The 25,884-nt window shown below is 61.8% G+C and carries 22 protein-coding genes and 1 pseudogene; 15 read left to right on the top strand and 8 right to left on the bottom strand.

Annotated elements, in window-relative coordinates; genetic code table 11:
• The 3 genes and pseudogenes from AR540_RS26225 to AR540_RS16310 all read left to right on the top strand — a co-directional run.
• Window positions 1-119, top strand: a pseudogene (locus AR540_RS26225) (IS30 family transposase); the annotation flags it as partial.
• A 280-nt stretch (window positions 120-399) separates the two neighbouring features.
• A complete protein-coding gene (locus tag AR540_RS26120; RefSeq protein ID WP_153014261.1) occupies window positions 400-2,607 on the top strand; it encodes a hypothetical protein in 2,208 nt (735 codons plus the stop codon).
• Between the two features lie 443 nt (window positions 2,608-3,050).
• Window positions 3,051-5,468, top strand: a complete 2,418-nt coding sequence (locus AR540_RS16310; protein WP_059230259.1) for a DEAD/DEAH box helicase — start codon at window positions 3,051-3,053, stop codon at window positions 5,466-5,468.
• Between the two features lie 337 nt (window positions 5,469-5,805).
• Here AR540_RS16310 and AR540_RS16305 read toward each other — a convergent pair whose 3' ends face one another.
• On the bottom strand, window positions 5,806-6,708 hold the full coding sequence (locus AR540_RS16305) for a LysR family transcriptional regulator (RefSeq protein ID WP_059230258.1): 903 nt from the start codon (window positions 6,706-6,708) through the stop codon (window positions 5,806-5,808).
• A 136-nt stretch (window positions 6,709-6,844) separates the two neighbouring features.
• Between AR540_RS16305 and AR540_RS16300 the strand changes: the two genes are divergently transcribed.
• The gene (locus tag AR540_RS16300) at window positions 6,845-7,591 is read left to right on the top strand and encodes an SDR family oxidoreductase (protein ID WP_059230257.1); all 747 of its coding nucleotides are present in this window, start codon (window positions 6,845-6,847) and stop codon (window positions 7,589-7,591) included.
• Between the two features lie 81 nt (window positions 7,592-7,672).
• The gene (locus AR540_RS16295) at window positions 7,673-8,347 is read left to right on the top strand and encodes a glutathione S-transferase family protein (RefSeq protein WP_059230256.1); all 675 of its coding nucleotides are present in this window, start codon (window positions 7,673-7,675) and stop codon (window positions 8,345-8,347) included.
• 501 nt (window positions 8,348-8,848) lie between these two features.
• Here AR540_RS16295 and cls read toward each other — a convergent pair.
• On the bottom strand, window positions 8,849-10,288 hold the full coding sequence (gene cls, locus AR540_RS16290; protein WP_059230255.1) for a cardiolipin synthase: 1,440 nt from the start codon (window positions 10,286-10,288) through the stop codon (window positions 8,849-8,851).
• A gap of 27 nt (window positions 10,289-10,315) precedes the next feature.
• Window positions 10,316-11,446, bottom strand: coding sequence for a methyltransferase (locus AR540_RS16285; RefSeq protein WP_059230254.1), 1,131 nt, complete (start codon window positions 11,444-11,446; stop codon window positions 10,316-10,318).
• Between the two features lie 72 nt (window positions 11,447-11,518).
• Between AR540_RS16285 and AR540_RS16280 the strand changes: the two genes are divergently transcribed.
• Together AR540_RS16280 and AR540_RS16275 are read left to right on the top strand one after the other, a co-directional pair.
• Entirely contained in the window at window positions 11,519-12,295 is a 777-nt protein-coding gene (locus AR540_RS16280) for a ferredoxin--NADP reductase (RefSeq protein ID WP_059230253.1), read from the top strand.
• A gap of 233 nt (window positions 12,296-12,528) precedes the next feature.
• Complete coding sequence (locus AR540_RS16275; RefSeq protein ID WP_059230252.1) at window positions 12,529-14,085, top strand: TerC family protein; 1,557 nt, start codon at window positions 12,529-12,531, stop codon at window positions 14,083-14,085.
• A 168-nt stretch (window positions 14,086-14,253) separates the two neighbouring features.
• Here the strand turns inward: AR540_RS16275 and mscL are convergent, their stop codons facing one another.
• Complete coding sequence (gene mscL / locus AR540_RS16270) at window positions 14,254-14,703, bottom strand: large-conductance mechanosensitive channel protein MscL (RefSeq protein WP_059230251.1); 450 nt, start codon at window positions 14,701-14,703, stop codon at window positions 14,254-14,256.
• A 225-nt stretch (window positions 14,704-14,928) separates the two neighbouring features.
• On the opposite strand from mscL, the gene AR540_RS16265 reads away from it, so the two are divergent.
• From AR540_RS16265 to AR540_RS16245, 5 genes are all read left to right on the top strand, one after another.
• A complete protein-coding gene (locus AR540_RS16265) occupies window positions 14,929-15,168 on the top strand; it encodes a YdcH family protein (RefSeq protein WP_059230250.1) in 240 nt (79 codons plus the stop codon).
• Window positions 15,169-15,406: 238 nt separating this feature from the next.
• A complete protein-coding gene (locus AR540_RS16260) occupies window positions 15,407-15,616 on the top strand; it encodes a hypothetical protein (protein ID WP_059230249.1) in 210 nt (69 codons plus the stop codon).
• A gap of 146 nt (window positions 15,617-15,762) precedes the next feature.
• Entirely contained in the window at window positions 15,763-16,029 is a 267-nt protein-coding gene (locus AR540_RS16255; RefSeq protein WP_059230248.1) for a hypothetical protein, read from the top strand.
• 115 nt (window positions 16,030-16,144) lie between these two features.
• Complete coding sequence (gene radA / locus AR540_RS16250; protein ID WP_058760248.1) at window positions 16,145-17,506, top strand: DNA repair protein RadA; 1,362 nt, start codon at window positions 16,145-16,147, stop codon at window positions 17,504-17,506.
• A gap of 85 nt (window positions 17,507-17,591) precedes the next feature.
• A complete protein-coding gene (locus tag AR540_RS16245) occupies window positions 17,592-18,302 on the top strand; it encodes a copper resistance protein B (protein WP_059230247.1) in 711 nt (236 codons plus the stop codon).
• A 377-nt stretch (window positions 18,303-18,679) separates the two neighbouring features.
• Here AR540_RS16245 and AR540_RS16240 read toward each other — a convergent pair whose 3' ends face one another.
• From AR540_RS16240 to AR540_RS16230, 3 genes are all read right to left on the bottom strand, one after another.
• Window positions 18,680-19,045 carry a PilZ domain-containing protein gene (locus AR540_RS16240; protein WP_059230246.1) on the bottom strand — a complete coding sequence of 122 codons (366 nt, stop codon included), beginning with the start codon at window positions 19,043-19,045 and terminating at the stop codon, window positions 18,680-18,682.
• A 144-nt stretch (window positions 19,046-19,189) separates the two neighbouring features.
• Window positions 19,190-19,828 carry a response regulator gene (locus tag AR540_RS16235; protein WP_059230245.1) on the bottom strand — a complete coding sequence of 213 codons (639 nt, stop codon included), beginning with the start codon at window positions 19,826-19,828 and terminating at the stop codon, window positions 19,190-19,192.
• Window positions 19,825-21,198: a cache domain-containing protein gene (locus tag AR540_RS16230; protein ID WP_059230244.1), complete on the bottom strand. Its 1,374-nt coding sequence runs from the start codon at window positions 21,196-21,198 to the stop codon at window positions 19,825-19,827. Before AR540_RS16230 ends, AR540_RS16235 begins: the two co-directional genes overlap by 4 nt.
• A 451-nt stretch (window positions 21,199-21,649) precedes the next feature.
• Here AR540_RS16230 and AR540_RS16225 point away from each other — a divergent pair, with 451 nt between their 5' ends.
• Genes AR540_RS16225 through yjiA form a run of 3 tightly spaced genes read left to right on the top strand, consistent with a single transcriptional unit; the run spans window position 21,650 to window position 24,973 of the window.
• Complete coding sequence (locus AR540_RS16225) at window positions 21,650-23,707, top strand: carbon starvation CstA family protein (RefSeq protein WP_059230243.1); 2,058 nt, start codon at window positions 21,650-21,652, stop codon at window positions 23,705-23,707.
• 12 nt (window positions 23,708-23,719) lie between these two features.
• Window positions 23,720-23,923: a YbdD/YjiX family protein gene (locus AR540_RS16220; RefSeq protein ID WP_007162682.1), complete on the top strand. Its 204-nt coding sequence runs from the start codon at window positions 23,720-23,722 to the stop codon at window positions 23,921-23,923.
• 57 nt (window positions 23,924-23,980) lie between these two features.
• On the top strand, window positions 23,981-24,973 hold the full coding sequence (yjiA, locus tag AR540_RS16215; RefSeq protein WP_059230242.1) for a GTPase: 993 nt from the start codon (window positions 23,981-23,983) through the stop codon (window positions 24,971-24,973).
• A gap of 108 nt (window positions 24,974-25,081) precedes the next feature.
• On the opposite strand, the gene AR540_RS16210 is transcribed toward yjiA, so the two are convergent.
• Window positions 25,082-25,561 (bottom strand): DUF721 domain-containing protein, encoded by a 480-nt coding sequence (locus tag AR540_RS16210; protein WP_059230241.1) that lies wholly within the window; start codon window positions 25,559-25,561, stop codon window positions 25,082-25,084.
• Between the last annotated feature and the right edge of the window lie 323 nt (window positions 25,562-25,884).

The following is a 25,884-nucleotide window of genomic DNA, read 5'->3' as shown; positions in this document are numbered from 1 at the left end:
TCTATTCGCAGGACGAACTGGATGAAGTGGCTCGGCAGTTAAACGAGCGTCCCAGAAAGACCCTGGGGTACTCGACTCCCGCCGAGTGTTTTAACCACGCTGTTGCGTCGACCGGTTGAATCCACAACCCAAAGCGGACGGTCTCGGCAGGCTGTTTACAGCCAGAAGCGGTCATTCTGCCTCTTCTTTGTCCTGATACGTATCGATGTGATGCGTATCAGGCAACCCGCAAGCGTTGGCCCTGCGGACAAGAAATTATTGTTCTGTTGGCTATTTGCCTTTACCCACAAGGTCGCTATGGATAATGTGACGGACGACACAGGCACAAACCTATGAGGCAGTGCCAACCCTACACGACACGATTTGTGAAGGGCTGTGCTGTGTCATCACGGAGTCGGTATGGACATGGATTGGGAAGCGCTGTTAGACGAACTGTGGAGCTATGCCGCATCGGATCCAAAAGAGCTGGAGACGAAGATTCGTTCGTGCCTGAAAGGCCACTCCTCGGAAGGCCTGCTCCAAGCCATTTCGCTTCTGATTGCTCAAGGGCAGCAAGCCACAGCCAGGGCACTCCTTACCGAATTCCTGAGAAGTCATCAGTCAGCGGATGATATACGGCGCAGACTTGAACTAATTCTCCACTTCAAAAAGCATCGCGCTCCGCAAACGTTCTCGATCAAGAGCAAGCACCGCAGCAAAGAACTGCTCATTAAAGACGTCAACGACCTTGTCGCATTTGGCAAGTTGCAGGCTGCCGAGTCGCTCCTCCTAGAAGCCATTGATACGTTTGAAGAGCCTGATTCCCTGAATCTGCTCAGCCGCGTGTACAGGCTGCAACGCCGCCCCATAGATGGGGCAAAGGCCATGCAGCGTGCTCTCCTCTTGAAACGCCAACAGCAGGCCTTTGTCGAGATTGAGCCAGAAGAGTCGACAGACGACCTGCCAACAGACAGTGACCTGGCATTCCTCAATGACTCAGCTGAGCAGCTGACGCCCCTAGGAAACCCAATAGCGCCGGCCGGCAAGGCGTTGACCGAGACAGTCGATGATTCGTTTACCTTCATTCAGAACACGGCGTCCCATTATCCTGCTTTGAAAACTGTCGGCTGGTGGGAGGGCCAATTAGAATCAACGCCGCCTGAAGCTTCAAAATTCCTCGATGAGCCCAGTGACGCACCAAGTACGGATCCAGCGGCTACAGACGACTCCTCCGATGCGCATGTGACTGAGGATGAGAGCGCCCTGTCCTCCGCCACAAAAACCATTCTAAAGCTCGCCCATCCACGGAAGGAGACGGAAGCAGGAGAAGGATTAGCCAAGGTCAAGATATTCAACAGATCGGGGCACTCACTAATCCCTGCTCAACCAACAGACTTAGGCGCTCCAGAACTATCGGGCTCCGATGAGTCTTCATTGCTGCCTACAACATCGTCAGACCCGGGGGTTCCTGCTTTCCCGTCTCAAACTCACGATGAAATATCTGACGAGAACGATGAGGATTACCCCGCACACACCGAGCTAGCGCTAAACACCCCGACTTCACCTGAGCCGAACTCAGGGCTTGAAGATCAGGAAGACCCCATCGACCTAGATCATGACTTACAGGATCTGTCGATCTACGAGCTTGGTGCAGAGCAGGAAGAGGACATCCAAGATGTTGTGGACGACTTCCGCGATCTGGATGACGAATATGCGGCATACGTCTTTGACCCGGATGAAGTTTTCGGTAGCGAAGATCCTGAAGCTGATGATAAGGCTGATGGGTTAGCCGACAAACTCTCACGCGAAGATCGTGCGCTACAGAAAGCCGCCGAGTTGATCGGTAGAGCCAACTGGTCAATCAGCACTCTCCCTCTGGTTCAGCAGATTTTTGTCATGAGCGGCTGGGGGGCAACTCGTCTTGCCTTGGAGAGAGAAATCGATAAAGGGCTCACCCCTGACGAGTTAATCCTCGCAGCGCATATCAAGGTGATCTGGGCCGAGAACGATATTTATTGGATTGCTTTTGATAAGACCGGCAGTAGTCGCCTTTCTCACCAAGTGCTGTCCTGGCCTACAGCCTTGCTGATCTTGCGCTCATTTGAGTCACTACCTCAGGTGGAAGAAATTGAGGTCTTCCTCGAAACCCTCTTTGCTACTTGGTATGAGAACAACTCCCTACGCCGCGCTTTTAGGGCCTTTGCTCGATACCTATGGTTCAGATTCGCCAATCTACAAGGTTGCTTACCCGCCAGCCAGCACTTTGACTTCTGTAACCCTCGCGAGCTACCTGCCGAGGAATACAGCGACTTAGGTCTGTACGACACCTTGGAGTGTGAGAAAACCGAAATTCTTAGGGCCTATGGCGTGTTTCAAACCAAACATCCGCAGGAGCCCAGCTGCTATTTCAGTGACAAGCCAGCAGTAGAGGATACGCCGTCGCTTAATGACGAAAAACGCTCGAAGAAACAGGCTGATGATGCAGATATGCCTAGCGACGTTGAGCCCGAGGAAGAGAGCATTGACGATGATGCTGATGGAGCACCGCCTCAATGGTCAGCAGCGCCCCTTGCATCTGCCTTGCACACAAAAAATACCGACCAACCCTCGCCAAGCATTGAGCCGTAAGGATAAAGGACTAGCCCATGAAGCCCCTCAGACTTACCCACGTTCCAGGTTGTTGGGTCAGCCAAACATTACCCAGCGGCCAGAGTGAACGCCTGGGCATCGTCAAAATGGCCATCGCGAAAGACGCCGAAGATCAGCTTCAGGTTCAGGTTCACTGGTTCAGTCCGGAAAAAAAGCTAGCCTATGTCGATGCATCTGCCGTTCGCTCTGGCTTTAAAAATGGCATGGATGTGGTCGACGAAACCCCAGGTAGCGGTGTTCGCTCACTAGGGCAGGGCGTCATCATGCAGCAGCGCACATTGGCAGGCAGCGAGCAAGTATTGGTCGATTTTCCTGAACGTGGTGAGCGCCATTGGCTGCCCTATCAATATCTGCGTCAGGTAAAAGGTGTTAAACATCGCTTTGTCACCGCCAGAAAAGGCGAAGCTCACGATGCCGAGCGCATGCGCCTGCGCATGCTGGCCCATGCCATCAAGGTGTGGAATGAGAATACCGGTGCCCTTTCTCACCTAGAAATTGAACCACTGCCTCATCAGATTCATCTTGTGCACCACATCCTCGCATCCGGCAACTTCAACTGGTTGATTGCAGACGATGTTGGTTTGGGTAAGACCATCGAGACCGGCATGCTGCTGCATGCCATGCGGCAACGAGACTTGGTCAGACGCATCCTGCTAATCACGCCCGCTGGCCTGACCAAACAGTGGCAGGAGGAGCTGTATCACAAGTTCAAGCTCGAAGACTTCGAGATATATGGCGAGGACTTTTTCATCAATGAACCCCGCCAATGGAAGATGCACGACTGTGTCATCGGCTCCATGGATCGACTCAAGCAGGAGGGGCACTTGGAAAGCCTGCTCCAGGCAGAGCCTTGGGATCTGGTGATTTTTGACGAAGGGCATCGACTCAGCCGCCGCCAGTACGGGCAAAAGCTGGACAGCTCTGAACGCTATGACCTGGCGAAGAACTTACGTAGCCAGACCAAGCACATACTGTTGCTGAGTGCGACCCCTCACCAGGGCATGCAGGACAAGTTCGTCGCACTGCTAGAGCTGCTGCGCCCTGAGCGCCGTACCGAACTGATGGCACTCAACCTGAAACCTGAAATTCTGCACGACATGGTATTTCGTAACCACAAAGCCGATGTAACCGACGCAGAAGGGAACTTCATCTTCCAAGGCAAGATCACCAAGGCTTTGAAAGTGCCCAGCAGCCTGGAGTCCGTCGAGTTCGATAAAACGCTTCAGGACTATCTGCGCAAAGGCTATGCCGCAGGTGAATCGCTAGGCCGTAAAGGCAACGCCATTGGGTTTGTCATGACGGTTTATCGCAAACTGGCGGCCTCCAGCGCAGCAGCCATTCACCGGGCCCTTTGTAATCGCCTTCATCGGCTGCTCGACGATCAAGCAAACGGTACGTCCACAGAAGAGCCCAGCGATGAGCGCTACCTAGGTGAGTGGGAAGAACAGTTCGCCAGCGATGCACGTGAGTTCTTTGCCGGTGAAATTCAGTTGTTGGAAGACCTCATTGAAGAGGCCTCTGCCCTGAAGGCCAACGACCTCAAACTGAAGCAGTTCATTGACGAAATCATCGTCAAAATTCACGTAGCCAACCCTGACGAGAAAGTGCTGATTTTTACCGAATACCGCACCACCCAGAGCTACCTGCTGGGTACCCTAACCGAGCACTATGGCAGCGGCCAAGTCGAGCTAATCAATGGCTCCATGCAGCATGCTGATCGACGAGAGGCCATTAAGCGCTTTGAGGAACAGGGGCGCTTTCTGATCTCGACCGAGGCCGGTGGAGAAGGCATCAACCTCCAGAGCAAGTGCCACATCATGGTCAACTATGACTTGCCCTGGAACCCCATGCGCCTTGTACAGCGCATTGGCCGCCTGTATCGCTATGGACAGAAAAAGAAGGTGGTCGTGTTCAATATCCAGCAAACCGACAGCCTGGATCAGAATATCGTCGACCTGATGTATGAGCGAATCGACAGCGTGGTGAATGACCTGGCCGAGGTTCAACAGCATGAATTCAATGATGGTCTGAAAGACGAAATCCTCGGTCAAATGGCCGAGTTGATCGATGTGGAAGATATCCTGCAACAAGCCACAAAACTTGGCATCGACCGAACACGAGAGCGTATCGATGAAGCGTTGAAACAGGCTCGCAGCGCTGCCGCCAAACAACGAGAACTGTTTGTCCACGCCGCCACCAGCGACCCAAATGAGCTACGCGATGAGCTGGAAATCACCGTCGAGCACCTCTACAGCTTCGTCCTGGGAATGTTCGAACAACTGGGCATCGAGGTCGCGGAGCGCAGCCACAAAGAGCGGCTTTTGCGTATTCGATTGTCCGAGCAAGTGATGCGTGACATGGGGCTTTCCCCCAAAGCCTCCCAACGTATGGACGTGACCTTAGATCGCATGCTCGCCGCAAATCGCCCAGACACCCACATACTCGACCTCAACTCCAAGCTGATGCAGTACTTGCTGAGCAAAGCCTGCGAGCATGACTTTGGCGGTCTGGTTGCAATGCTCAAAGCACCAGAACTCGGCGAGGGGGCACTACTTGGAGCCATGCTGCGCTGGCAAGGACCACAAGGCAAACGCATGCGGCAGGAGTTTGGTGTCATTCAGGTTAGCGGTGGAAAAGCCAAACTGAACCCTGCAAAGGCCAGCCAATGGCTCCTGAGCCCTGCCGAACACAGCAGCCTTATCCCCGACCCTGAGGCCTCCAAAGGGCTGTTCAAGGTTGCAGAAGAAACGGCTAATCGACGACTGGCCGATGCCAGTAACCGCTACCTGATACCCGAGAATTTGGACTGGACGGCCGCAGGCTGGATGCAATCGCACTGAGGTCATCCAATTTAGCCTACGCGCCGCTCCGCTTTCAGCTAGGAAAATGGGAGGGTTTAAGAACGACCGCTTCTGGCGGCGATTGCAGCCAGTGACGACAGGCAGCTACCGGCCAGAAGCAGCATGTCGCCTGCATCAGCTTTGACAGCCAATATAAACCTTTCGAGATGACGCATTGTGGTGTCTACGAAATCATGGGCAATTCATTGGTCTAGGGCCGGTGGTGAGTCAGAGCTCTGAGATAGAAGCGTTACGTCTCAATGACTATCCAGATCCGCTGATCGCAATGGTGGTAAGCGTACATCCTGGTTCACTACAAGGGGCACTGCGGCTCTGATTATCCGTTCGCGCGCTGCTCACGGAATGCAGAGCTTTTTGCAAACACATCGGCCATGAAGTCCATGAATACAATGGCTCGCTTGGGCAGCAGCCGATTCGCCAGGTATACAACTTGGATTGGCACCTGTGGTGCTACGTAGTCTTTAAGCAGCAATTCAAGGTTGCCAGTTCTCAGCCCCTCCTCATAAAGCCACTGAGGCCCCTGTGCGATCCCCAGCCCTGCGTTGACATACTCACGGATCGCGTCGGGAGAGTTAACCCGCAGTCGCCCGGAGACAGGGACATCGATGTCCTTGAACCGCCAGTTAGTCCCGGTAGATAGCAGGGTGTAAATAAGGCAGTCGTGTTCCTTCAGGTCATCAGGCGAAGAGGGAGCGCCTCGTTTCGCCAAGTACTCGCGGCTGGCCACGCACACGCGCTCGAACCAAGCTAGTGGCCGTGCATGCATTGCGCTGTCCTCCAGGTGGCCGATGCGAATCGCGAGTTCGGCTCCCTCGTCGACCAGATTGACGTAGCGATCGTTGATTTGAAGATCGAGCGATACTTCTGGATAAAGCTCCAGAAACCTAGCCACATGGGGCACGATAAAGGTGTGCGCCAATGCAGTCGGGCATGCAACACGCAGTAACCCAGAAGCCGCCACGTTGCCTTTCAGTGAAGATTCGGACTGTTCCACCGAGTCCAAGATACGCCGCGCGTCTGCGTAGTAGCGCTCACCTTCAGGTGTGAGCGTCAGCTTACGTGTCGACCGGTGAAGCAATCTGGTTTGCAGATGATCTTCGAGAGCGGCGACGTAACGGCTCACATTCGGCTGCCCGAGCCCAAGATCACGTCCTGCAGCCGAAAAGCTGCCTGTCTCGACGGCGCGTACAAAACAGCTCATCAGTAGCAACCGATCCATCACACGTCCTCTTTCATGCGGATTTCGCATGAGATCTATTCTTTACGGCCATCTTATCAGCGCGATGGCATAAATCCATGATCGCTCTCAGAAGGTCAGTCGTCCGGCTGACCGTCACAAATGAGAGGAAATTTACATGTCCCGTTTAAAAGGCAAGCGTACGCTCATCACTGGCGGCACAAGTGGCATTGGTCTGGAGACCGCAAAGCAGTTCCTCGCAGAAGGCGCGTGGGTGATCGTCACTGGCGTCAACCCTGAGTCCATTGCGAATGCACAAGCTGTCTTGGGTAGCGAGGTTCCAGTGCTACGAGCCGACTCCGCCAGTGTCACAGCCCAGAAGGAGCTGGCCCAAGCTGTTCAGTCTCATTACGGGCACCTCGACGTTGCCTTCCTCAACGCCGGCGTATCCGTCTGGATGCCGATCGAAGACTGGAACGAGGAGATGTTTGACCGCTCCTTTGACATCAACGTCAAAGGCCCATACTTCCTCCTGCAAGCACTGCTGCCGGTCTTCTCCAACCCGGCATCGGTGGTTCTTAACACCTCGGTCAGTGCGCACCTGGGTGAGGCGCGTTCATCGGTTTATGCGGCAACGAAGGCGGCTTTTCTGAACATGTCCAAGACGCTCTCGAGCGAGCTCCTACCACGTGGTGTTCGAGTAAATGCGGTCAGCCCAGGGCCGATCGATACGCCGCTGTACGACAAGCTGGGTATCCCCGATGCCTACCGCGAGCAGGTCAACAAGGATATTGCTGCGACCATCGCATTAGGCCGTTTTGGCACGCCTGAAGAAGTAGCCAAGGCGGTGCTGTACCTCGCGTCGGACGAGTCTCGTTGGACGGTGGGAACGGAAATCATCGTTGATGGTGGTCGCTCGCTTTAACAAGCTGGGCACGCCTTCGCGTCTGTACATCCCGCTTCCAGTCCGGAAGCGGGAGCTGTCGAAATAACAACGGGTATTCAAATGTCGCAAGCACAGCTCACGCTCGTTAGCCACGGGCTTTGCCCGTTTGTTCAGCGAGTGGCAATTATGCTCCTTGAAAAAGAGGTTCCATTTCAGCGCATCGACGTGGATCTAAAGGTCAGGCCCACCTGGTTTATGGCTATCTCACCAACAGGCAAAGTCCCACTCCTGAAGGTGCAAAAAGGCGACGAGAAAGCCAATGTGCTCTTCGAGAGCACGGCCATCTGCGAGTACATCGAAGAAGTGTATCCGGCCCCTGCTTTACATCCGGAAGATGCCATCACCCGAGCTCAACACCGTGCCTGGATCGAATTCGCCACTGCCATGCTCGCGGATGCGTGGGGATATCTGAATGCTGGTGATCAGCAAGCAGCGCTAGGTAAATCTGCAGCGTTGAGAGGCAAACTGGAGCGATTCAATTTTGAGAAGTCGGACGGCCCTTACTTCGCTGGCGCGAAGCTCAGCATGGTGGATATCGCCGTTGCTCCAGTTTTCCGCTATTTCGACCTTCTAGGATTCGAATTAAGTCATCCGTTGTTCGAAGGGCTTGGCCGCGTTGCAGAGTGGCGCCATGCACTGGCAAACCGCGCGAGTGTTCAAGCTGCAGTTGCCGAAGATTATGCGTCCCGGTTCCGCGCACATCTGCAGCACGCCAAGGCCATCTTGGTTAGCTAAGTCGGGCATTTCGGTTTGGCCCAGGCCTCCGCTGCGGTGTTATCGAAAAGCCCTGCCCCCATTCCTTCTCTCTAAGCTCAGAGCCGTCTGATGGGGTCTCGTAGGGGTTGCTTAAATGGTCGAGGTGAGACCCTTGGTTTTCCAGAAACCTTTAAGCCTCAAGATGGTACTCATGCGACTGTGAAATCGTCGCCAAGTTTTGACTACTGCAAAGGGCGGCTTCTGCCTGTTAGCTGCCTACCGCCAACGCCTGCTTTGGGTCGATAACAGCCCTTCAAGCTTTTCCCTCGCCATTAAAGGCCATCTCTAAATTGTTTACCGAAAATTCCGCAGACAGTCGCAGCTGTTACTAGCAGGACCTAGGGCAGTTGCATAAATTGCCACCAGCAGTCGCAGCTATTTCGAACATCTGGAGCCGCCGATTGAGGCCTTCGCTGGCGAGGAGTCGCCTTTGTTTCGGAAACCGGCACCTTTCGCTGCTTGTGGCCTTGTACCGGATGCTCAGAGCACCGGCGAGAATACCCGCGCCACCCGCATGGCCACCCGCCGCCAGCGGCGCAAGGCGGCGTTGTCCTCGGGGGTGAGTTCGCGGGAACGGCTGAAATCCTGCTCCAGCATCTTGCGCACCTCCCAGGCGAACTGCACGTCCATGACCATCACCATCACCTCGAAGTTGAGGCGGAAGGAGCGGTTGTCCAGATTGGCGCTGCCCACCGCGGCCACGTCCTCGTCGATCAGCACCACCTTCTGATGCAGGAAGCCCGGGCCGTAGCGGAATACCCGGATGCCGGCGTGCACCGCCTCGAAGGCATAGAGGTAGGAAGCGGCATAGACCACCTTGTGGTCCGGTCGCGAGGGCAGGAGGATACGCACGTCCACCCCGCGCAGGGCGGCCAGGCGCAGGGCCGCCGAAACGGCTTCGTCGGGGATGAAGTAGGGGGAGGTGATCCAGATGCGATGGCGCGCCGAATGGATGGCCTCGACGAAGAACAGCGAGCAGGTCTCCTGGTCGTCCGCCGGGCCGCTGGGCACCACCTGGCAGAGCACCCCGCCGTCCTCGTAGCGCTCCGGCAGCAGCAGGGTGGGCAGCTTTCTGGTCACCCAGTACCAGTCCTGGGCGAAGGTCTCCTGCAGGGTGGCCAGCGCCGGCCCGCGCAACTCGATATGGGTGTCGCGCCAGGGCGCCAGGGGCGGCTTGAGGCCCATGTACTCGTCGCCGACGTTGAGCCCGCCGGTGAAGCCCACCTCGCCATCGACGATCACGATCTTGCGGTGGTTGCGGAAGTTGACCTGGAAACGGTTGATCAGCCCGCGTCTGTTGCTGAACCCCTTCACCTCGCAACCGGCCTCGCGCAGCTTTTCTACATAGGCGCGCGGCAAGGCGTGGCTGCCGATGGCGTCGTACAGCAGGAAGACCTTGACCCCGGCGCGGGCGCGGTCGAGCAGGGTGTTCTGCAAGGCCAGGCCCAAGGCGTCGTCGTGGATGATGAAGAACTGCACCAGCACCACCTGCTGCGCGCCGCGAATGGCGCCGAGGATGGCGGCGAAGGTCTCCTCGCCATTGACCAGCAGTCGCACCTGGTTGTTGGCCACGCAGGGGGTGCCGGTGAGGGCGGTCATGGCCTTGAGCTTGCGGTTGGCGGCGCTGCACTGCTGGGCGGCCATGGCCTCGGCGATCCAGGGGCGCCAGTCCAGCTCGGCGGCCTGGCGCGCCATCTCCTCGTCCGCCTGCCGCCGTGCCTTCACGTAGCTGTCGAAGCGGCGCCGGCCGAACACCAGGTAGGGAATCAGGCTGAGGAAGGGCATGAACACCAGCGCCATGGCCCAGGCCATGGCGCCCTGGGCGGTGCGTACCGTGACGATGGCGTGCACCGCCGCGCTGATGCCGATCAGCTCGAGGACGAGGGCGATGTAGTGGAGATCGAGGGGCAGGGATGGCACGCGGGCGGCTCTCTTCTCCAGGGGACGTCAGAGGGGTTGGACCGCCCTGAGTATCACGAATTTCGGCGTGGCCGCGATCTGTTCGACGCGCCTGAACAGCCGCTTGAGCTTGACGTGATACCCCAGATGGCGATTGCCCACCAGCCAGAGTTCGCCCTGGGCATCCAGCGCGGCGCGCGCCTGCTGGAACATGCGCCAGGCGAGGAAATCGCCCACCACCTGCTGCTGGTGGAAAGGCGGATTGCACAGGATCAGCTCCAGCGAGCGCGGCGGCTGGTCGGCCAGGCCGTCGGCGGCCTGGATCGTCACCGGGCGGTCGCCGCAGGCCGCGGCCCAGTTCTCCCGCGCCGACTGCACCGCCATGTAGGACTCGTCCACCAGGGTGAACCGGGCCTCCGGATTGGCCAGGGCACAGGCCAGTGCCAGCACGCCGTTGCCACAGCCGAGGTCGGCCACCCGGGCCTCGCCCAGGCCCTTGGGCAGGTGCGGCAGGAAGGCGCGGGTGCCGATGTCCAGCCCTTCCCGGCAGAAGACATTGGCGTGGTTGACCAGCATCAGCGGCGGTTCGTCCAACCGATAGCGACTGGGGTAGGGCGAGGCCACTACCGGACGAGTTTCCGGGGTGGCGAACAGCAACCGCGCCTTCTTGACGGCCAGCGACGCCTGCACCGGGCCGATATGCCGTTCCAGCAGGTCGCCTGCGGCGCGCGGCAGGTGCTTGAGCATGCCGCCGGCGATCACCCGCGCACCGGGCGCCAACTGGCCGTGCAGGCGAATCAGTTGTTCTTCCAGCAGGGCCAGGGTCTTGGGTACCCGCACCAGCACTAGGTCGAAGGGACCGCTGGTCGCCTCACTGGCCGGGACGAAGGTCACGGCGTCGGCGGCCAGGCCGTTGCGCGCCAGGTTCGCTTGCAGCGCCAGGGCCGCCAGGTGCGAGTCGCCACTGGATGTCACCTGAGCGTGGCCGGCCAGGCTGGCCGCCAGGGCGCCGAAAGCGTCGTTGAGCACCAGCACCCGGGCGGCGGGGACCAGTCCGCTTTCGGCGACCTGCTGCAGCAGGTATTCGTCGGCGGCGTCGAAGGCCTGCAGGGGATCGTCGCGGCGCGGTGGCTGACGGTCGAGTTCGAGGGTGGCGAAGGGCGAAACGAGAGAAGGCATGGTTTCTGTCGGTGTTTATCGGCGGCTCACTGCGGGACAATGCCACCAAGCAATCGGGAAAAAGAGGCCAGTATGACCGCCACCGACGACAAGTTCACCCGCGAGACGATCACCGCCGTCTGGCCCTGGAGCGACAACCTCTTCAGCCTGAGGACCACCCGTGACCCGCGCTTTCGTTTCCGTGCCGGCCAGTTCGCCCGCCTGGGCGTGCGCAAGGCCGATGGCGATGTGGTCTGGCGGGCCTACTCCATGGTCTCGGCGCCCCATGACGACTTCCTCGAATTCTTCTCCATCGTGGTCCCCGGCGGCGCCTTCACCAGCGAACTGAGCCGCCTGCGCGAAGGCGACGAGCTGCTGGTGGAAAAGCAGCCCTACGGCTATCTCACCCTGGAGCGCTTCGGCGGTGGTCGTGATCTCTGGCTGCTGGCCACCGGCACCGGCCTGGCGCCCTTCCTGTCGATGCTGCAGGAGCCCGACACCTGGGAGCGCTTCGAGCGCATCGTGCTGGTCTACAGCGTGCGCGAGGCCCGCGACCTGGCCTACCAGGACGTCATCCAAGGCTACGGCCAGGTGGAGCACCTCGAAGGCCTCACCGACCGCCTGGTCTATGTCCCGGTGGTCACTCGCGAGAATCACCCTGGCGCCCTGCGTGGTCGCATCACCAGCCTGATCGAGAATGGCGAACTGGAACGCGCCGCCGGTGTCACGCTGTCACCCGAGCACTCGCGCATCCTCATCTGCGGCAATCCGGAGATGGTCGACGATACCCGCCAGTTGCTCAAGACGCGCGATCTGCAACTGGCCTTTAGTCGCCGGCCCGGCCAGGTGGCAGTGGAAAACTACTGGTAACCGTGAAGTTGTACGGGCGTCTTTACGTTTTCTTCACAATTGGAAAAGGTTGGGCCTTTAGCTTTGGGCCCGCGTTGCTCTAGGATCGGAATTTCCAAGGCTACTTTCCGAGTTCCGATGAGCAGTGACAGATCCGAGCCGCCCCCGGCCTCCTGGCCAGGTGCGGCTGACACCCCCTCCCGTTTTCCTTCCTCCGTGGCCGCTCGGCCCGCTCAGACGGAGGTCCGCTACTGATGGAATGGATCGCCGATCCCACCGCCTGGTTGGGACTGCTCACCCTGATCGTCCTCGAAATCGTCCTGGGCATCGACAACCTGGTCTTCATCGCCATCCTCGCCGACAAGCTGCCGCCCGCACAGCGCGACAAGGCACGGGTCATCGGCCTGTCCTTAGCGCTGATCATGCGCCTGGGCCTCCTGGCCAGCATCTCCTGGATGGTGACCCTCACCGAGCCGCTGTTCGAGGTGTTCGGCAAGGCCTTCTCCGGCCGTGACCTCATCATGCTGTTCGGTGGTATCTTCCTGCTGTTCAAGGCCACCACGGAGCTGCACGAACGCATCGAGGGCCATACCCACAAGACCGGTGGCAGCCGTACCTACGCCGCCTTCTGGCCGGTGGTGGCGCAGATCGTGGTGCTCGATGCCGTGTTCTCGCTGGACGCCGTCATCACCGCCGTGGGCATGGTCGAGCACCTGAGCGTGATGATGATCGCCGTGATCATCTCCATCGGCCTGATGCTGGTGGCGAGCAAGCCGCTGACCGCCTTCGTCAACGCCCACCCCACGGTGATCATGCTGTGCCTGGGCTTCCTGATGATGATCGGCCTGAGCCTGACCGCCGAAGGCCTGGGCTTCCACATTCCCAAGGGCTACCTCTATGCCGCCATCGGCTTCTCGATCCTCATCGAGCTGGCCAACCAGGTGGTGCGCTGGAAGCGCAAGCGGCAGATGCACGAACGCCTCGGCATGCGCGAGCGGACTTCCCAGGCCGTGCTGCGGTTGTTGGGCGGTCGCCTGCGCGAAGACGAAGTGGACGAGGACATCGCCGAGCTGATGGATGGCGAGAAGGGCGAAGGCCCGGTGTTCGATCGCCGTGAGCGCCTGATGATCAGCGGCGTGCTGCAATTGGGCGAGCGCCCGGTGCGTACGGTGATGACCGCCCGCGCCGATGTCGACATCCTCGATGCCGACGCCCCGCCGGAACGGCTGCGCGAGCAACTGCTGGCCTCGGCCCACTCGCGCCTGCCGCTGGTGGTCAACGGCAACATCGACGAACCCCTGGGCTACGTGCACAAGAAGGAGCTGTTCACCGACATCCTGCAGGGCCAGACCCCCGACTTGCGCAATCGCGTGCGTACGCCCATCCACCTGCCGGCCCAGGCCTCGGTGCTGGGCGCCCTCGAACAGCTGCGCGCCGCCTCGACCCACGTGGCCTTCGTGGTCAACGAATTCGGCGGTTTCGAAGGTTTGCTGACGCTGACCGACATCCTCGAGGCCATCGCCGGCGAACTGCCGGATGCCAGCGAGGACAGCCTGCCGGAGCTGGAAAAGGTGGAGAACGGCTATCGCGCCAGTGGTGGCCTGAACCTGCACCCCCTGGCGCAGCGCACCGGCTTCCAGATCCCGGAGAACGAGGACTACCAGACCCTCGGCGGCCTGGTGGTGGACCTGCTGGGACGCTTACCGATGGCAGGTGACCGTCTGGAATACCAGGGCTGGCAGCTGACCGTGGAATCGGTCAAGGACCGGCGGATCGGCTGGATCCGCCTGGAACGACCCGCCTCCGAGTGAGGCGGGGCTTGCTGTAAGTCTCTGCAAAGGCTGTGGTCTAGAGTCAAACTAGACCTAGGTGGCCCTGCGAAAAGCCCTGAGGAAGCGGATCGGGGCCACCCAGGCCGGGCTGGTGATCCAGAGGCTTTTCAACGCCGTTTGGCCGACGCGCAGCCGCCTTTGAAAGGCTTACAGCGGGTTGATCGGCGGTTCCTGCTTCACCCCAGGCGCCACGGTCGCCTGGCTGTTCTGTTCTTTCAGCAGATCACGGATCTCGGTCAGCAGCACCTGATCCTTGGTCGGGCCGGACGGCGCGGCTTCCTGGTGCAGGCGCAGGCGGTTGAGCACCTTGATCGCCATGAAGATGGCGAAGGCGATGATCACGAAGTCGAAGATGGTCTGCAGGAACTTGCCGTAGGACATGACCACCGCCGGCTGGTCGCCCACGGCCGCGCGCAGGGTGATCGCCAACTGCGAGAAATCCACACCCCCCAGTAGCAGGCCCAGCGGCGGGGTGATGATGTCGGCGACGAAGGACGACACGATCTTGCCGAAGGCAGCGCCCAGGATGATGCCGACCGCCAGGTCGACCACGTTGCCCCTCATGGCGAATTTCTTGAACTCGGCGATGATGCTCATGCTGCACTCCTTTGGATGGTTTCGAAGAGACGATAGACGATTGTGCTCGCTTCGCTCGAGTTTGGAACCTTGCTAACGGTCTCCAGGTTCCCGGGAAACGGCAAATCAGCTGCAAATCGGCAGCTGGTCGTGGCTGTCGCACTTTGCCTTGGGCGCCGGGTCCACCCTTGTACGACGAGGGCTGCCCCCTCGCGACGTCAACTTCTCACGCCCAAGGAGGCTCCGATGGTTGCCAAACACGACCTGCACAAAGACTTTCCCGAGTACGCCGAACAGCTGGACAGCCGTCCGCAGACCGATGCGGCCTTCGCTAAGCTACTGGACGACTACGCGAAACTCGACCAGCAGATCCTCGATCTGGAAGAAGTGGAAGAATCCAGCGGCGACGAAGAACTGGGTCGTCTGCGCCGCGAGCGCGTGCTGCTCAAAGACAAGATCGCCCAGCAGCTGAAATATCCGTCCTAGCGCACCTTGGCCCGGCGCTCGCCGTCGGGTTTCGCTTAGAGCCTGTTCATAATCTCGCGAGCTAGAGCCAAACAAGGCGAAAATGGCTGAGGAAGCGGAGTTTACGAGGGGTAAATGAGCATTCCGAGGCCATTTTCAACGCGGTTTGGCCGACGCGCAGCAGATTTTGAACAGGCTCTTGGTGCGATTGGCAAGTGCCGCGGCGTTGCCATCATGCCCCCTGAGCAGGAGGGACAAGATGAGCGATGAAGCGGCGATGTACCGGCAGTGGCAGTTGTGGATCACCGAGGCGGCCTTGGACGTGCAACGCCGTCGGGTCCAGCAGGAATTCGCCGAATACAGCCGGCTGCTGGCGTCACTCCAGCACCTGGAGCAGCTGCACTGGCAGGAGGCCTTGCCCAGTTGGCTGAGAGGGAATGCCGTGCCGGCCTCGCTGTTCAAGCACTGAGGTGGGCACTCCTCTGGGCGGGTGCCCGTTGCGTGTGCGCTGAACGTCAGGTGTTGCCCTGAGGTCAATGCCTTGACCCCACCCGAGTTTCACGGGGTAAGCGAGATTCGCCCGGCCGCACCGGCCCTCCCGATGAGGATGTCCCCATGAAGCGCACCGCCCTGATCGCCCTGATGCTGTTCGCCACTGCTCCCGCCTTCGCTCAGGATCTCTGCTCCGTGCAGCTGCAAAAGCTGGACGATGCCAGCAAGATGAAGACCAATCAGATCGGCCCGGGTAGCTCCCAGGCCAAGCAGATTGCCGAATTCCGCAAGAACGCCATGGCCGCCCACCAGGCCGGCGATGAGAAGAAGTGCATCGCCCAGGCCAACCAGGCCCTGACCATGCTGCGCCAGCCAGGCGAAAGCCAGTAGGGCGCTTTGCCGGTTCCACCTCAGGCGCGCTCCGCGAGGATCGCGCCTTTTTACTGTCCATGCATCCAGTCGTGCTATGCTCGTCGCCTTCCTTTCGCGACAGGAGCTCCCCGGCATGGCCAAGGCCAAGCGTCTCTACGGCTGCACCGAATGCGGCGCCACCTTTCCCAAATGGGCGGGTCAGTGCGGCGAGTGCGGTGCCTGGAATACCCTGGTGGAAACCGTCGTCGAAACCTCCGCCGTGCCCTCCGGTCGCGCCGGCTGGGCCGGACAGCAGGCGACCATCAAGACCCTGGCCGAGGTCAGCGTCGAGGAAACGCCACGTTTCACCACCGACTCCACTGAACTCGACCGGGTCCTGGGTGGTGGTCTGGTGGACGGCTCCGTGGTGCTGATCGGCGGCGATCCTGGCATCGGCAAGTCCACCATCCTGTTGCAGACCCTCTGTCATCTGGCCGCGCGCATGCCGGCGCTCTATGTCACCGGCGAAGAATCCCAGCAGCAGGTGGCCATGCGTGCCCGGCGCCTGGGCCTGCCGGAAGACAAGCTCAAGGTCATGACCGAGACCTGCATCGAGACCATCGTCGCCACCGCCCGCCAGGAAAAGCCGCGGGTCATGGTGATCGACTCCATCCAGACCATCTTCACCGAACAGCTGCAGTCCGCCCCGGGCGGCGTGGCCCAGGTGCGCGAGAGCGCGGCCCTCCTGGTGCGCTTCGCCAAGCAGACCGGCACCGCCATCTTCCTGGTCGGCCACGTCACCAAGGAAGGCGCCCTGGCCGGACCGCGGGTGCTGGAGCACATGGTCGACACCGTGCTCTATTTCGAGGGCGAATCCGACGGTCGCCTGCGCATGCTGCGGGCGGTGAAGAATCGCTTCGGCGCGGTCAACGAGCTGGGTGTGTTCGGCATGACCGACAAGGGCCTCAAGGAAGTGTCCAACCCCTCGGCGATCTTCCTCAATCGTGCCCAGGAGGCGGTGGCCGGCAGCGTGGTCATGGCCACCTGGGAGGGGTCGCGGCCCATGCTCGTGGAAGTGCAGGCGCTGGTGGACACCAGTCACCTGGCCAACCCGCGCCGGGTCACCGTAGGGCTGGACCAGAATCGCCTGGCCATGCTGCTGGCGGTGCTGCATCGCCATGGCAGCATTCCCACCTACGACCAGGACGTCTTCATCAACGTGGTCGGCGGGGTCAAGGTGCTGGAGACGGCGGTGGACCTGGCGCTGATGTCGGCGGTGATTTCCAGCCTCAGGGACCGCGCCTTGCCGCACGACCTGCTGGTGTTCGGCGAGATCGGCCTGTCCGGCGAGATCCGCCCGGTCCCCAGCGGCCAGGAACGTCTCAAGGAGGCTGCCAAGCACGGCTTCAAGCGCGCCATCGTGCCCAAGGGCAATGCGCCGAAAGACCCACCGCCTGGCTTGCAGGTGGTAGCGGTGACACGGCTGGAGCAGGCACTGGATGCGCTGTTCGAATAGTCAAGGCTGGCATTCGTAATATTTTTAAAACTATGAGTGCGGCAGAGCGGTCTATCAGGCGCTTCCATGATCCTGGATAACCGCCATGCCTCGTTTGCTCCCGCTGTCCTTGCTCTTCGCCGGTCTTGCCGCCAGCGCCTTCGTCCAGGCCGCCGATCCCAGCGCTCGCGCGCCGGCCAGTCTGGAAGTGGATCAATTGGAGTGGCAGCGCGCCGACGAGGGCAGCGTCCTCAACTGGGACCTGGAAGGCTGGGTCCTGGGCGGTGGCGCCGATCGGCTGGATTTCCGTAGCCAGGGCGAACGCAGCAACGGCCATACCGAGCAGGCCGAGGTACAGGCGCTCTGGGGGCATGAACTGGCCAGGGGCTGGGGCAGCGTGGCCGGTATCCGCCAGGATTTCAAACCCGGCTCGCCACAGACCTGGGCCGCCCTGGGCATCCAGGAGCACGCGCCCGAGGACCTCGACATCGAGATCACGGCCTTCTTCGGCGAGAACAGCCAGACCGCCCTGCGCCTGGAAGCCGAATACGACTGGTCCCTGACCCAGCGGCTGATCCTGCAGCCGCATACCGAACTCAACTTCTACGGCCGCAACGACGAGTCGCGCGGACAGGGCGCCGGTTTCGCGGAAAGCGAGGCAGGGCTGCGCCTGAGATACCAGGTGACCCCGGAGGTCGCGCCCTATGTGGGCGTCTCCTGGAACGCCACCCATGGCAACACCGCCGCCATGGCACGCGAAGAGGGCGAAGACACCCACGACGCCCGGCTGGTGGTGGGTCTGCACCTGGAATTCTGAGGCGAGAGGAAGCGGCTAATCCTCAGGCCTGTCGATAGCGTGGAAAAGGCTACGCCGTTTGCCACGCTACGGTCTGACTGCTATCGCGGCCATGGCGGTTCGCCGATGCGGCTGCTCCTACAGGAAGAGGTACGCCGGTTTGACGTGATCTTTGCCGTGGCTGATGGAAAATGAACGCCTGCTCGGCTAGCCCCCTCTCCCCTCGGGAGAGGATTGGGGTGAGGGCCTCCTCGCCACCAAGTCTCCAGTGGAAAAGGCTGCGCCGTTTTCCACGCTACGTGAGGTGTCCCCACAGCGATAAGACAGTTGCTCCTACAGACTCTGATTTGACTATAGGAGCGGCCCATGGCCGCGAGCTCTTACTCAACGGTGACGACCTAAGGCGCTCCCAGCGCCGCCAGTTCGCGCTCCAGCAGCGTCTCGTCGCCCAGGTTCAGTTCCACCAGGCGGCGCAGGTGGCTGATGGAGTCCAGGTCGATCTGCCGGCAGGCGAAGGCCAGCTGGCCTTCGGTTTCCCGCACCAGCTCCACTTCCATGCTCACCTGGGTCTCGTCGTTGAGCGCGATGCGCAGCTGATAGGCGGCGCTCGGTTGCGCTTCCCAGCCGGCGGGTCGGCTCAACAGCACGCCCTTGAGCGAGATGTCGTCCACGGGCGCCGCCCACTGACGTTCACCCTGGTGCAACTGCGCGGGGGCATCGAAGGTGAAGCGGGTAAAGCGGCGACGCTCGTTGGTGTCGTTCATGGCTCACTTCCTGAGGGTTCCTGATCACTGTAGACGACAGCCGTCGTCTCGTATCGACTTCGCCTGCGAGGGTAGCCGGCCGCGTCCGGAGGAGCCAGCCCGAGCCGGCTCATTGGTCGCCTGGATGCGAGCAGCGGCTCTTGGTCAGACGTTAGACGAGTCTTCCCCCCGCCAGCCGTATTCCCGCGCATGCCGGACCAGGTCGGCCGGCTTCTGGATGTCGAGCTTGCGGCGGATGCTCAGGCGATGGGTCTCCACGGTGCGCACACTCAGGTGCAGTCGCTGGGCCATTGTCTTGTTGTTGAGGCCCTGGGCCATCAGCAGCAGGACCTGGCGTTCGCGCGGGGTGAGCTCCCCCTCGCTGGTACCTCCTTCACCCAGGCGTGCGGCGATGGCGCGGCTGTAGAAGCGTCCGCCCACCGCCAGGGCCTTGACCGCGGCGATGATCTCCTCGGAGGGGGCATCCTTGAGCACGTAGCCCGCCGCGCCTACCCGTAGCGAGGTACTCACGTACTCGCGATTGTCGTACATGCTCAGGATCAGTACCCGGGCGCGGGGTGCGCGCTCGGTGATCAGGGCGGTCAGCTCCAGGCCGTTGATGTCCTTGAGGCCGATGTCCACCAGCAGGATGTCCGGGTCGAGACGGGCCAGCAGCTCGAGCGCCTCCTCGCCACCGCTCGCCTCGCCGACCACGGTGAAGCGGTCGATGGTGCCCAGCAGCGCCCGCACCCCGGCGCGGACCAGGGCGTGGTCGTCGACCAGGACGATGCGGATCGGCGTCATGTCGGGCTCTCTTCGTCGGCGGGGAGGTCGGAGCGTAGCAGAACCACGTCCAGGGTCGTGCCGCCAGGCCCGGACTGGATGGCGCAGCGCCCGCCGAACAGTTCCACCCGCTCGCGAATGTTGCGCAGGCCGATGCCGCCGCTCTGGTGCTCCACCTGCTGGGTGTCGAAGCCGCGCCCGTCGTCGTGCACGGTCAGACAGGTCCAGCGACCACGGTGCTGCAGGTCGATGACCACGTGACTGGCGTCGGCATGGCGTTCGATGTTGGTCAGGGCCTCCTGGACGATGCGGAAGAGGGCGACGTCCAGGTCGCCGCCGGACGGCGTGCCATCCAGGGTCTGCCGATAGTCCACCGCCAGGCCACTGCGCTGGCGGAATTCCTCCACCAGTTGACCGAGGGCGGCGGGCAGGCCGAGGGTATCCAGCAGGGAAGGGTGCAGGTCATGGGAGATGCGGCGGATCTCGCCGATGGCCGAGGCCAGGCGCTGGGTGCCCTCGCGCAGGGACTCGCTGGCGCTGGCCTTGCCGGCGCCCAGCTCGCGGCTGGCCAGTTCGAACTGGAACTTGATGGATACCAGCAACTGGCTGATGCCGTCGTGCAGCTCCCGCGACAGCCGCGAGCGCTCCTCTTCCTGGGAGGTGATGAGTCTCTGGGTCAACTGCTTGAGCTTGCGGTCGGCCAGGCGGTGTTCGCTGACGTTGAGCGTCAGGCCGCCGGCGAACACCAGCAGCACCGCCACCAGGGCCACCCCGGCGCTGGCCAGCAGGGTGGTGCGGATGCCTGCCGCCACGTCGTGGCGTACCTGGGCCAGGGCGGCGTCGACGTCGTCCAGATAGAGCCCGGTACCAAGCACCCAGCCCCAACGCTGCAGCTGGGTGACGTAGGCCAGCTTCTCCGCCATCTGCCCGCTGGAGGGCTTCTGCCAGCCATAGCGCTGGAAGCCGTCGCCTTCGCGGGCGCTCCTGAGCAGGGCCTGGATCACCAGCAGGCCGGTGCCGTCGGTGAGTTGCCAGAGATCCTGGCCGACCAGCTCCGGCTGGCGCGGATGCATGAGGTTGCGGCCGTGCTCGTCATAGACGAAGAAGTAGCCGTCGCTGCCGAAATTCAGACTGGCCAGCAGCGCCAGGACCCTGGTCTTGGTGTCCTCGTCGTCGCGGCCACCGCCGTACAGTGGCTGGATGGCGCTGACGCCCATCTCCACGTAGTTGCGCAGCTCCGCCTTCTTGCTGCTGAGGATGCTGTGCTCCAGCAGGCGTGCCTGTTGCTCGCCGAGGCGCTGGCTCTGTTCCAGCACCACCAGGCAGACCGCCGCTACCGCCAGCAGCAGGGGCAGGATGCCGAGGGCGACCATCTTGTATTTGAGCTGCATCGGGACTCGTCCAGGTTCTGTACGATAAAGTCGCCGAGCGAAGGTCAGGCGAGGCGAAAAAGATTGAGGACGCGGAGTTTACGAGTGGTAAATGAGCATTCCGAAGTCTTTTTCAACGAAGCATCACCAAGCGCAGGCACTTTTCGTACAGAACCCAGGGTGTCTACGTAGAACTACGTAGTGGTCCTTGGGTAGTTCTGCGAATTTCGCTGTCGCGTAGCGGCGCCGATAGTAATATGGCTCCGCTGTGGGCTCTCAGAGCCTGTTCAAAGGCTGCTGCGCGTCGGCCAAACGGCGTTGAAAATGGCTTCGGAATGCTCATTTACCACTCGTAAACTCCGCTTCCTCAGCCATTTTCGCCTTGTTTGTCTCTAGCTCGCGAGCCTTTGAATAGGCTCTCAAACAATAACAAGTATCGCCGCGGCCATAGATGCGCGGCAGGAGAACAAGCATGACCCGAATGGCCAGCCATCTAGCCTGGTTCGCCGTTGCCGTACTCGGCGCCTTCGCGCTGGGTACCGTGGCGCTAAGTCGAGGCGAAGCGATCAACGCCCTCTGGATCGTGGTCGCCGCCGTGGCGATCTACCTCGTCGCCTACCGCTACTACAGCCTGTTCATCGCCACCAAGGTGATGGGGCTCGACGCCAAAAGAGCCACGCCCGCCGTCCTCAACAACGACGGCCTGGACTACGTCCCCACCAACAAGCACATCCTCTTCGGCCACCACTTCGCCGCCATCGCCGGCGCCGGCCCGCTGGTCGGTCCCGTGCTCGCCGCCCAGATGGGCTATCTGCCCGGTACCCTCTGGCTGATCGCCGGGGTGGTCTTCGCCGGTGCGGTGCAGGACTTCGTGGTGCTGTTCCTCTCTACCCGCCGCAACGGACGCTCCCTGGGTGACATGGTGCGCGAGGAGATGGGCCGCATCCCCGGCACCATCGCCCTGTTCGGCTGCTTCCTGATCATGATCATCATCCTCGCGGTGCTGGCGCTGATCGTGGTCAAGGCCCTGGCCGAAAGCCCCTGGGGCATGTTCACCGTGATCGCCACCCTGCCGATCGCCATGTTCATGGGCGTCTACATGAGATACATCCGCCCCGGGCGCATCGGCGAGATCTCCCTGGTCGGCGTGGTACTGCTGCTGGCCTCCATCTGGTTGGGTGGCCTGGTCGCCGCCGATCCGGTGTGGGGTCCGGCCTTCACCTTCACCGGCGTGCAGATCACCTGGATGCTGATCGGCTACGGCTTCGTCGCCGCCGTGCTGCCGGTCTGGCTGGTGCTGGCGCCGCGTGACTACCTGTCCACCTTCCTCAAGATCGGCACCATCATCGCCCTGGCCATCGGCATCCTGGTGACCATGCCGCTGCTCAAGATGCCGGCCCTGACCCAGTTCGTCGACGGCACCGGTCCGGTGTGGAAGGGCACCCTGTTCCCCTTCCTGTTCATCACCATCGCCTGCGGCGCGGTGTCCGGCTTCCATGCCCTGATCAGCTCGGGCACCACGCCCAAGCTGATCGCCAAGGAAACCCACGCCCGCTACATCGGCTACGGTGCCATGCTGATGGAGTCCTTCGTCGCCATCATGGCCATGGTCGCCGCCTCGGTGATCGAGCCGGGCGTCTACTTCGCCATGAACAGCCCGGCCGCCGTGGTCGGTGCCGACGTGGTCTCGGTCGCCGCCAAGATCAGCACCTGGGGCTTCGTGGTGACGCCCGAGATGCTGCAGGCCACCGCCACCGAGATCGGTGAGCACACCATCCTGGCCCGTGCCGGGGGCGCTCCCACCCTGGCAGTGGGCATCGCCCAGATCATGCACAACGTGCTGCCGGGCGAGAACACCATGGCCTTCTGGTACCACTTCGCCATCCTGTTCGAGGCGCTGTTCATCCTCACCGCGGTGGATGCCGGTACCCGCGCCGGACGCTTCATGCTGCAGGACCTGCTGGGCAGCTTCGTCCCGGCGCTGAAGAAGACCGACTCCTGGACCGCCAACGTCATCGGCACCGCCGGTTGCGTCGCCCTGTGGGGCTGGCTGCTCTACCAGGGCGTGGTCGATCCGCTGGGCGGCATCAACACCCTCTGGCCGCTGTTCGGCATCTCCAACCAGATGCTCGCCGGTATCGCGCTGATGCTGGGCTCCGTGGTACTGATCAAGATGAAGCGCCAGCGCTACGTCTGGGTCACCCTGGTGCCGGCCGTGTGGCTGCTGATCTGCACCACCACCGCCAGCCTGATCAAGCTGTTCGATTCGAATCCGGCCGTCGGCTTCCTGGCCCTGGCCAGGAAGTACAGCACCGCCATGGACCAGGGCCAGGTGATCGCCCCGGCCAAGAGCATGGAGCAGATGCAGCACATCGTCTTCAACGCCTATACCAACGCCACTCTCTCGGTGCTGTTCCTGGTGGTGGTGATGAGCATCCTGTTCTTTTCCATCAAGGTCGGTCGCGCCGCCCTGGCCAAGCCCGAGCGCAGCGACCGCGAGACCCCGTTCCAGCCGGCCACGGGCGTTTAAAGGAGAATCCTCATGTTCAACGACCTGGGTCGCATGGGTAAGTACCTGGGGCAGGCCGCCAAGATGCTGGTGGGCATGCCCGACTACGACACCTACGTCGAACACATGCGCGGCAAGCACCCGGACCAGCCGGTGATGAGCTACGAGGCCTTCTTCCGTGAGCGCCAGGAGGCGCGCTACGGTGGCGGCAAGTCGGGCGCCATCCGCTGCTGCTGACCCAGGGTCTCCTCCAGGCCGGGCTCCAAGCCCGGCCTCTTTCCGTCTGGAGTTGCCATGCACGAACCCATTCCCGTCACCGTCCTGACCGGCTTTCTCGGCGCCGGCAAGACCACCCTGCTCAGGCACATCCTGCAGGCCGAGCATGGCCTCAAGATCGCCGTGATCGAGAACGAATTCAGCGCCCTGGACGTCGATGGCGAATTGCTGGAAGACGCTGGCGCCGTACAACTGATGAAGGTCGCCAACGGTTGCGTCTGCTGCACCGGCAGCAAGGACCTGGCCTATGCCCTGACCGTGCTGTTGGAGCGGCTGGACAGCGGCGAACTGGATTTCGAGCGCCTGGTGGTGGAGTGCACCGGCCTCGCCGATCCCGGTCCGGTGGCCCAGACCTTCTTCACCGACGACTTGCTGCGCGAGCGCTATCTGCTCGACGGGGTGCTGACCCTGGTGGACGCCGTCCACGCCAGCGAGCAACTGAGCGATCCGCTGCTGCAGGCCCAGATCGGTTTCGCCGACCGCCTGCTGCTGACCAAGCTCGACCTGGCCGAGCCGGCCGCCGTCGAGGCGCTGGAGAACCGCCTGCAGCGCATCAACCGGCGCGCACCCATCCGCCACGTCGATCACGGTCGCATCGAGCTGGCCGAATTGCTGGACATCCGCGGCTTCAACCTGCACGACGAAGACCTGGCGCCGCCCACGCTGTTCCGCCCACTGCGGCCGGTGTCGGAAGCCGTCAGTCTCACCGAGCGCATCCAGTCCATCGCCATCCGCGAGCCGCGCCCCTACGACCAGGACAAGATCGGCAAGGTGATGGAGATGCTGCTCGATACCCTCGGCTGTGACCTGCTGCGCTACAAGGGCCTGCTCAACATCGCCGGCGAGGACCGCCGCCTGCTGTTCCAGGGCGTGCAGCAGATCTATGCCGCCGATTGGGAGCGCGACTGGGCACCGGGCGAGGAGCGCGAAAGCCGCGTGGTGCTGATCGGCATGGACCTGCCGGAAGAGCGCATCCGCGCCGCCTTCGAGCGTGCGGTGGCGCGGGACTGAAGACTACCCTGGCGGCACTGCGGTCCGGGGCAGGACCCTCCGCCGGGGAACGCAGGCGGCGCTCCTGACGCCTGGCGTCCTGGGCCGCCGGCTGGGAGCGGGCCCTCGCTAGGCTTCGTCGTCCGCGCTCGGCGTTACCCGGGTGCCGGTACGACTGGCCAGTCGTTCCAGGGCCGCCTTGAGCTTGGGATCACGGATGCCAGCGGCCACTTCGCGCAGGCTGTCGGCACCCACCTGGCTGACCTGCCGTGCCGGCCGCGGTCGCGCGGCCGTGCCCGGATTCGGCTGCATCTTGAATTGCAGCCGCATCAGCCCGGCGAACTCCGGTGCCTTCTGCAAGAAGCGCAGCAGGCGCGGCTGCTGGTAGCGCAGTCGCGTCGCCCAGTGGGCGTCGTTGACCACCAGCAGCAGGGTGCCGTCGCGCCAACTGGCCACCCGGCAATGGGGGCGGGCGGCGGGCTGCAACTGCTCTTCCAGCAACTGCTGCAGCCGACCCAGCCGCTCGGCCTCGCGAAACAGCGCCTTGAGCGGTTTGGCCTGGCGCAACAGGGCGGCGGGAGCGATGGCGTTGAGCGGACGAAAGGCCATGCGCAGGACTCGCGATGGGCGAAGGGGAGTCGTGGATGGTAACAGATCGCCCGGGCGTCCTGGCGGCTGGTGGCCCGTCGTTCTTTCCTCATCGGCATTTCCGAGTAGAATGCCCGATTACCATTGCGGGACATCGCAGGCCTAGTGTGGTGTTTCAGACGTTCGCGCAAGAGTTGGCGAGTGAGTTTTTGACCTGGGCCAGGCGCCGGGACGAGTCATAGCAGGGCTATGGCGAGGAGTGGCAACGCCGCCCAGGCCGAAAAAGCGCCGCCAAAATTGTGCAGTTAACGTCTGAAACAACACACTAACGTCCGTGCCCAGGC

It is taken from the genome of Pseudomonas sp. EpS/L25 (assembly GCF_001512295.1).
Taxonomy (GTDB): domain Bacteria; phylum Pseudomonadota; class Gammaproteobacteria; order Pseudomonadales; family Pseudomonadaceae; genus Chryseomonas.
The sequence above is the reverse complement of the archived record's forward strand: the minus strand, read 5'-3'. Positions and strand labels throughout refer to the sequence as shown.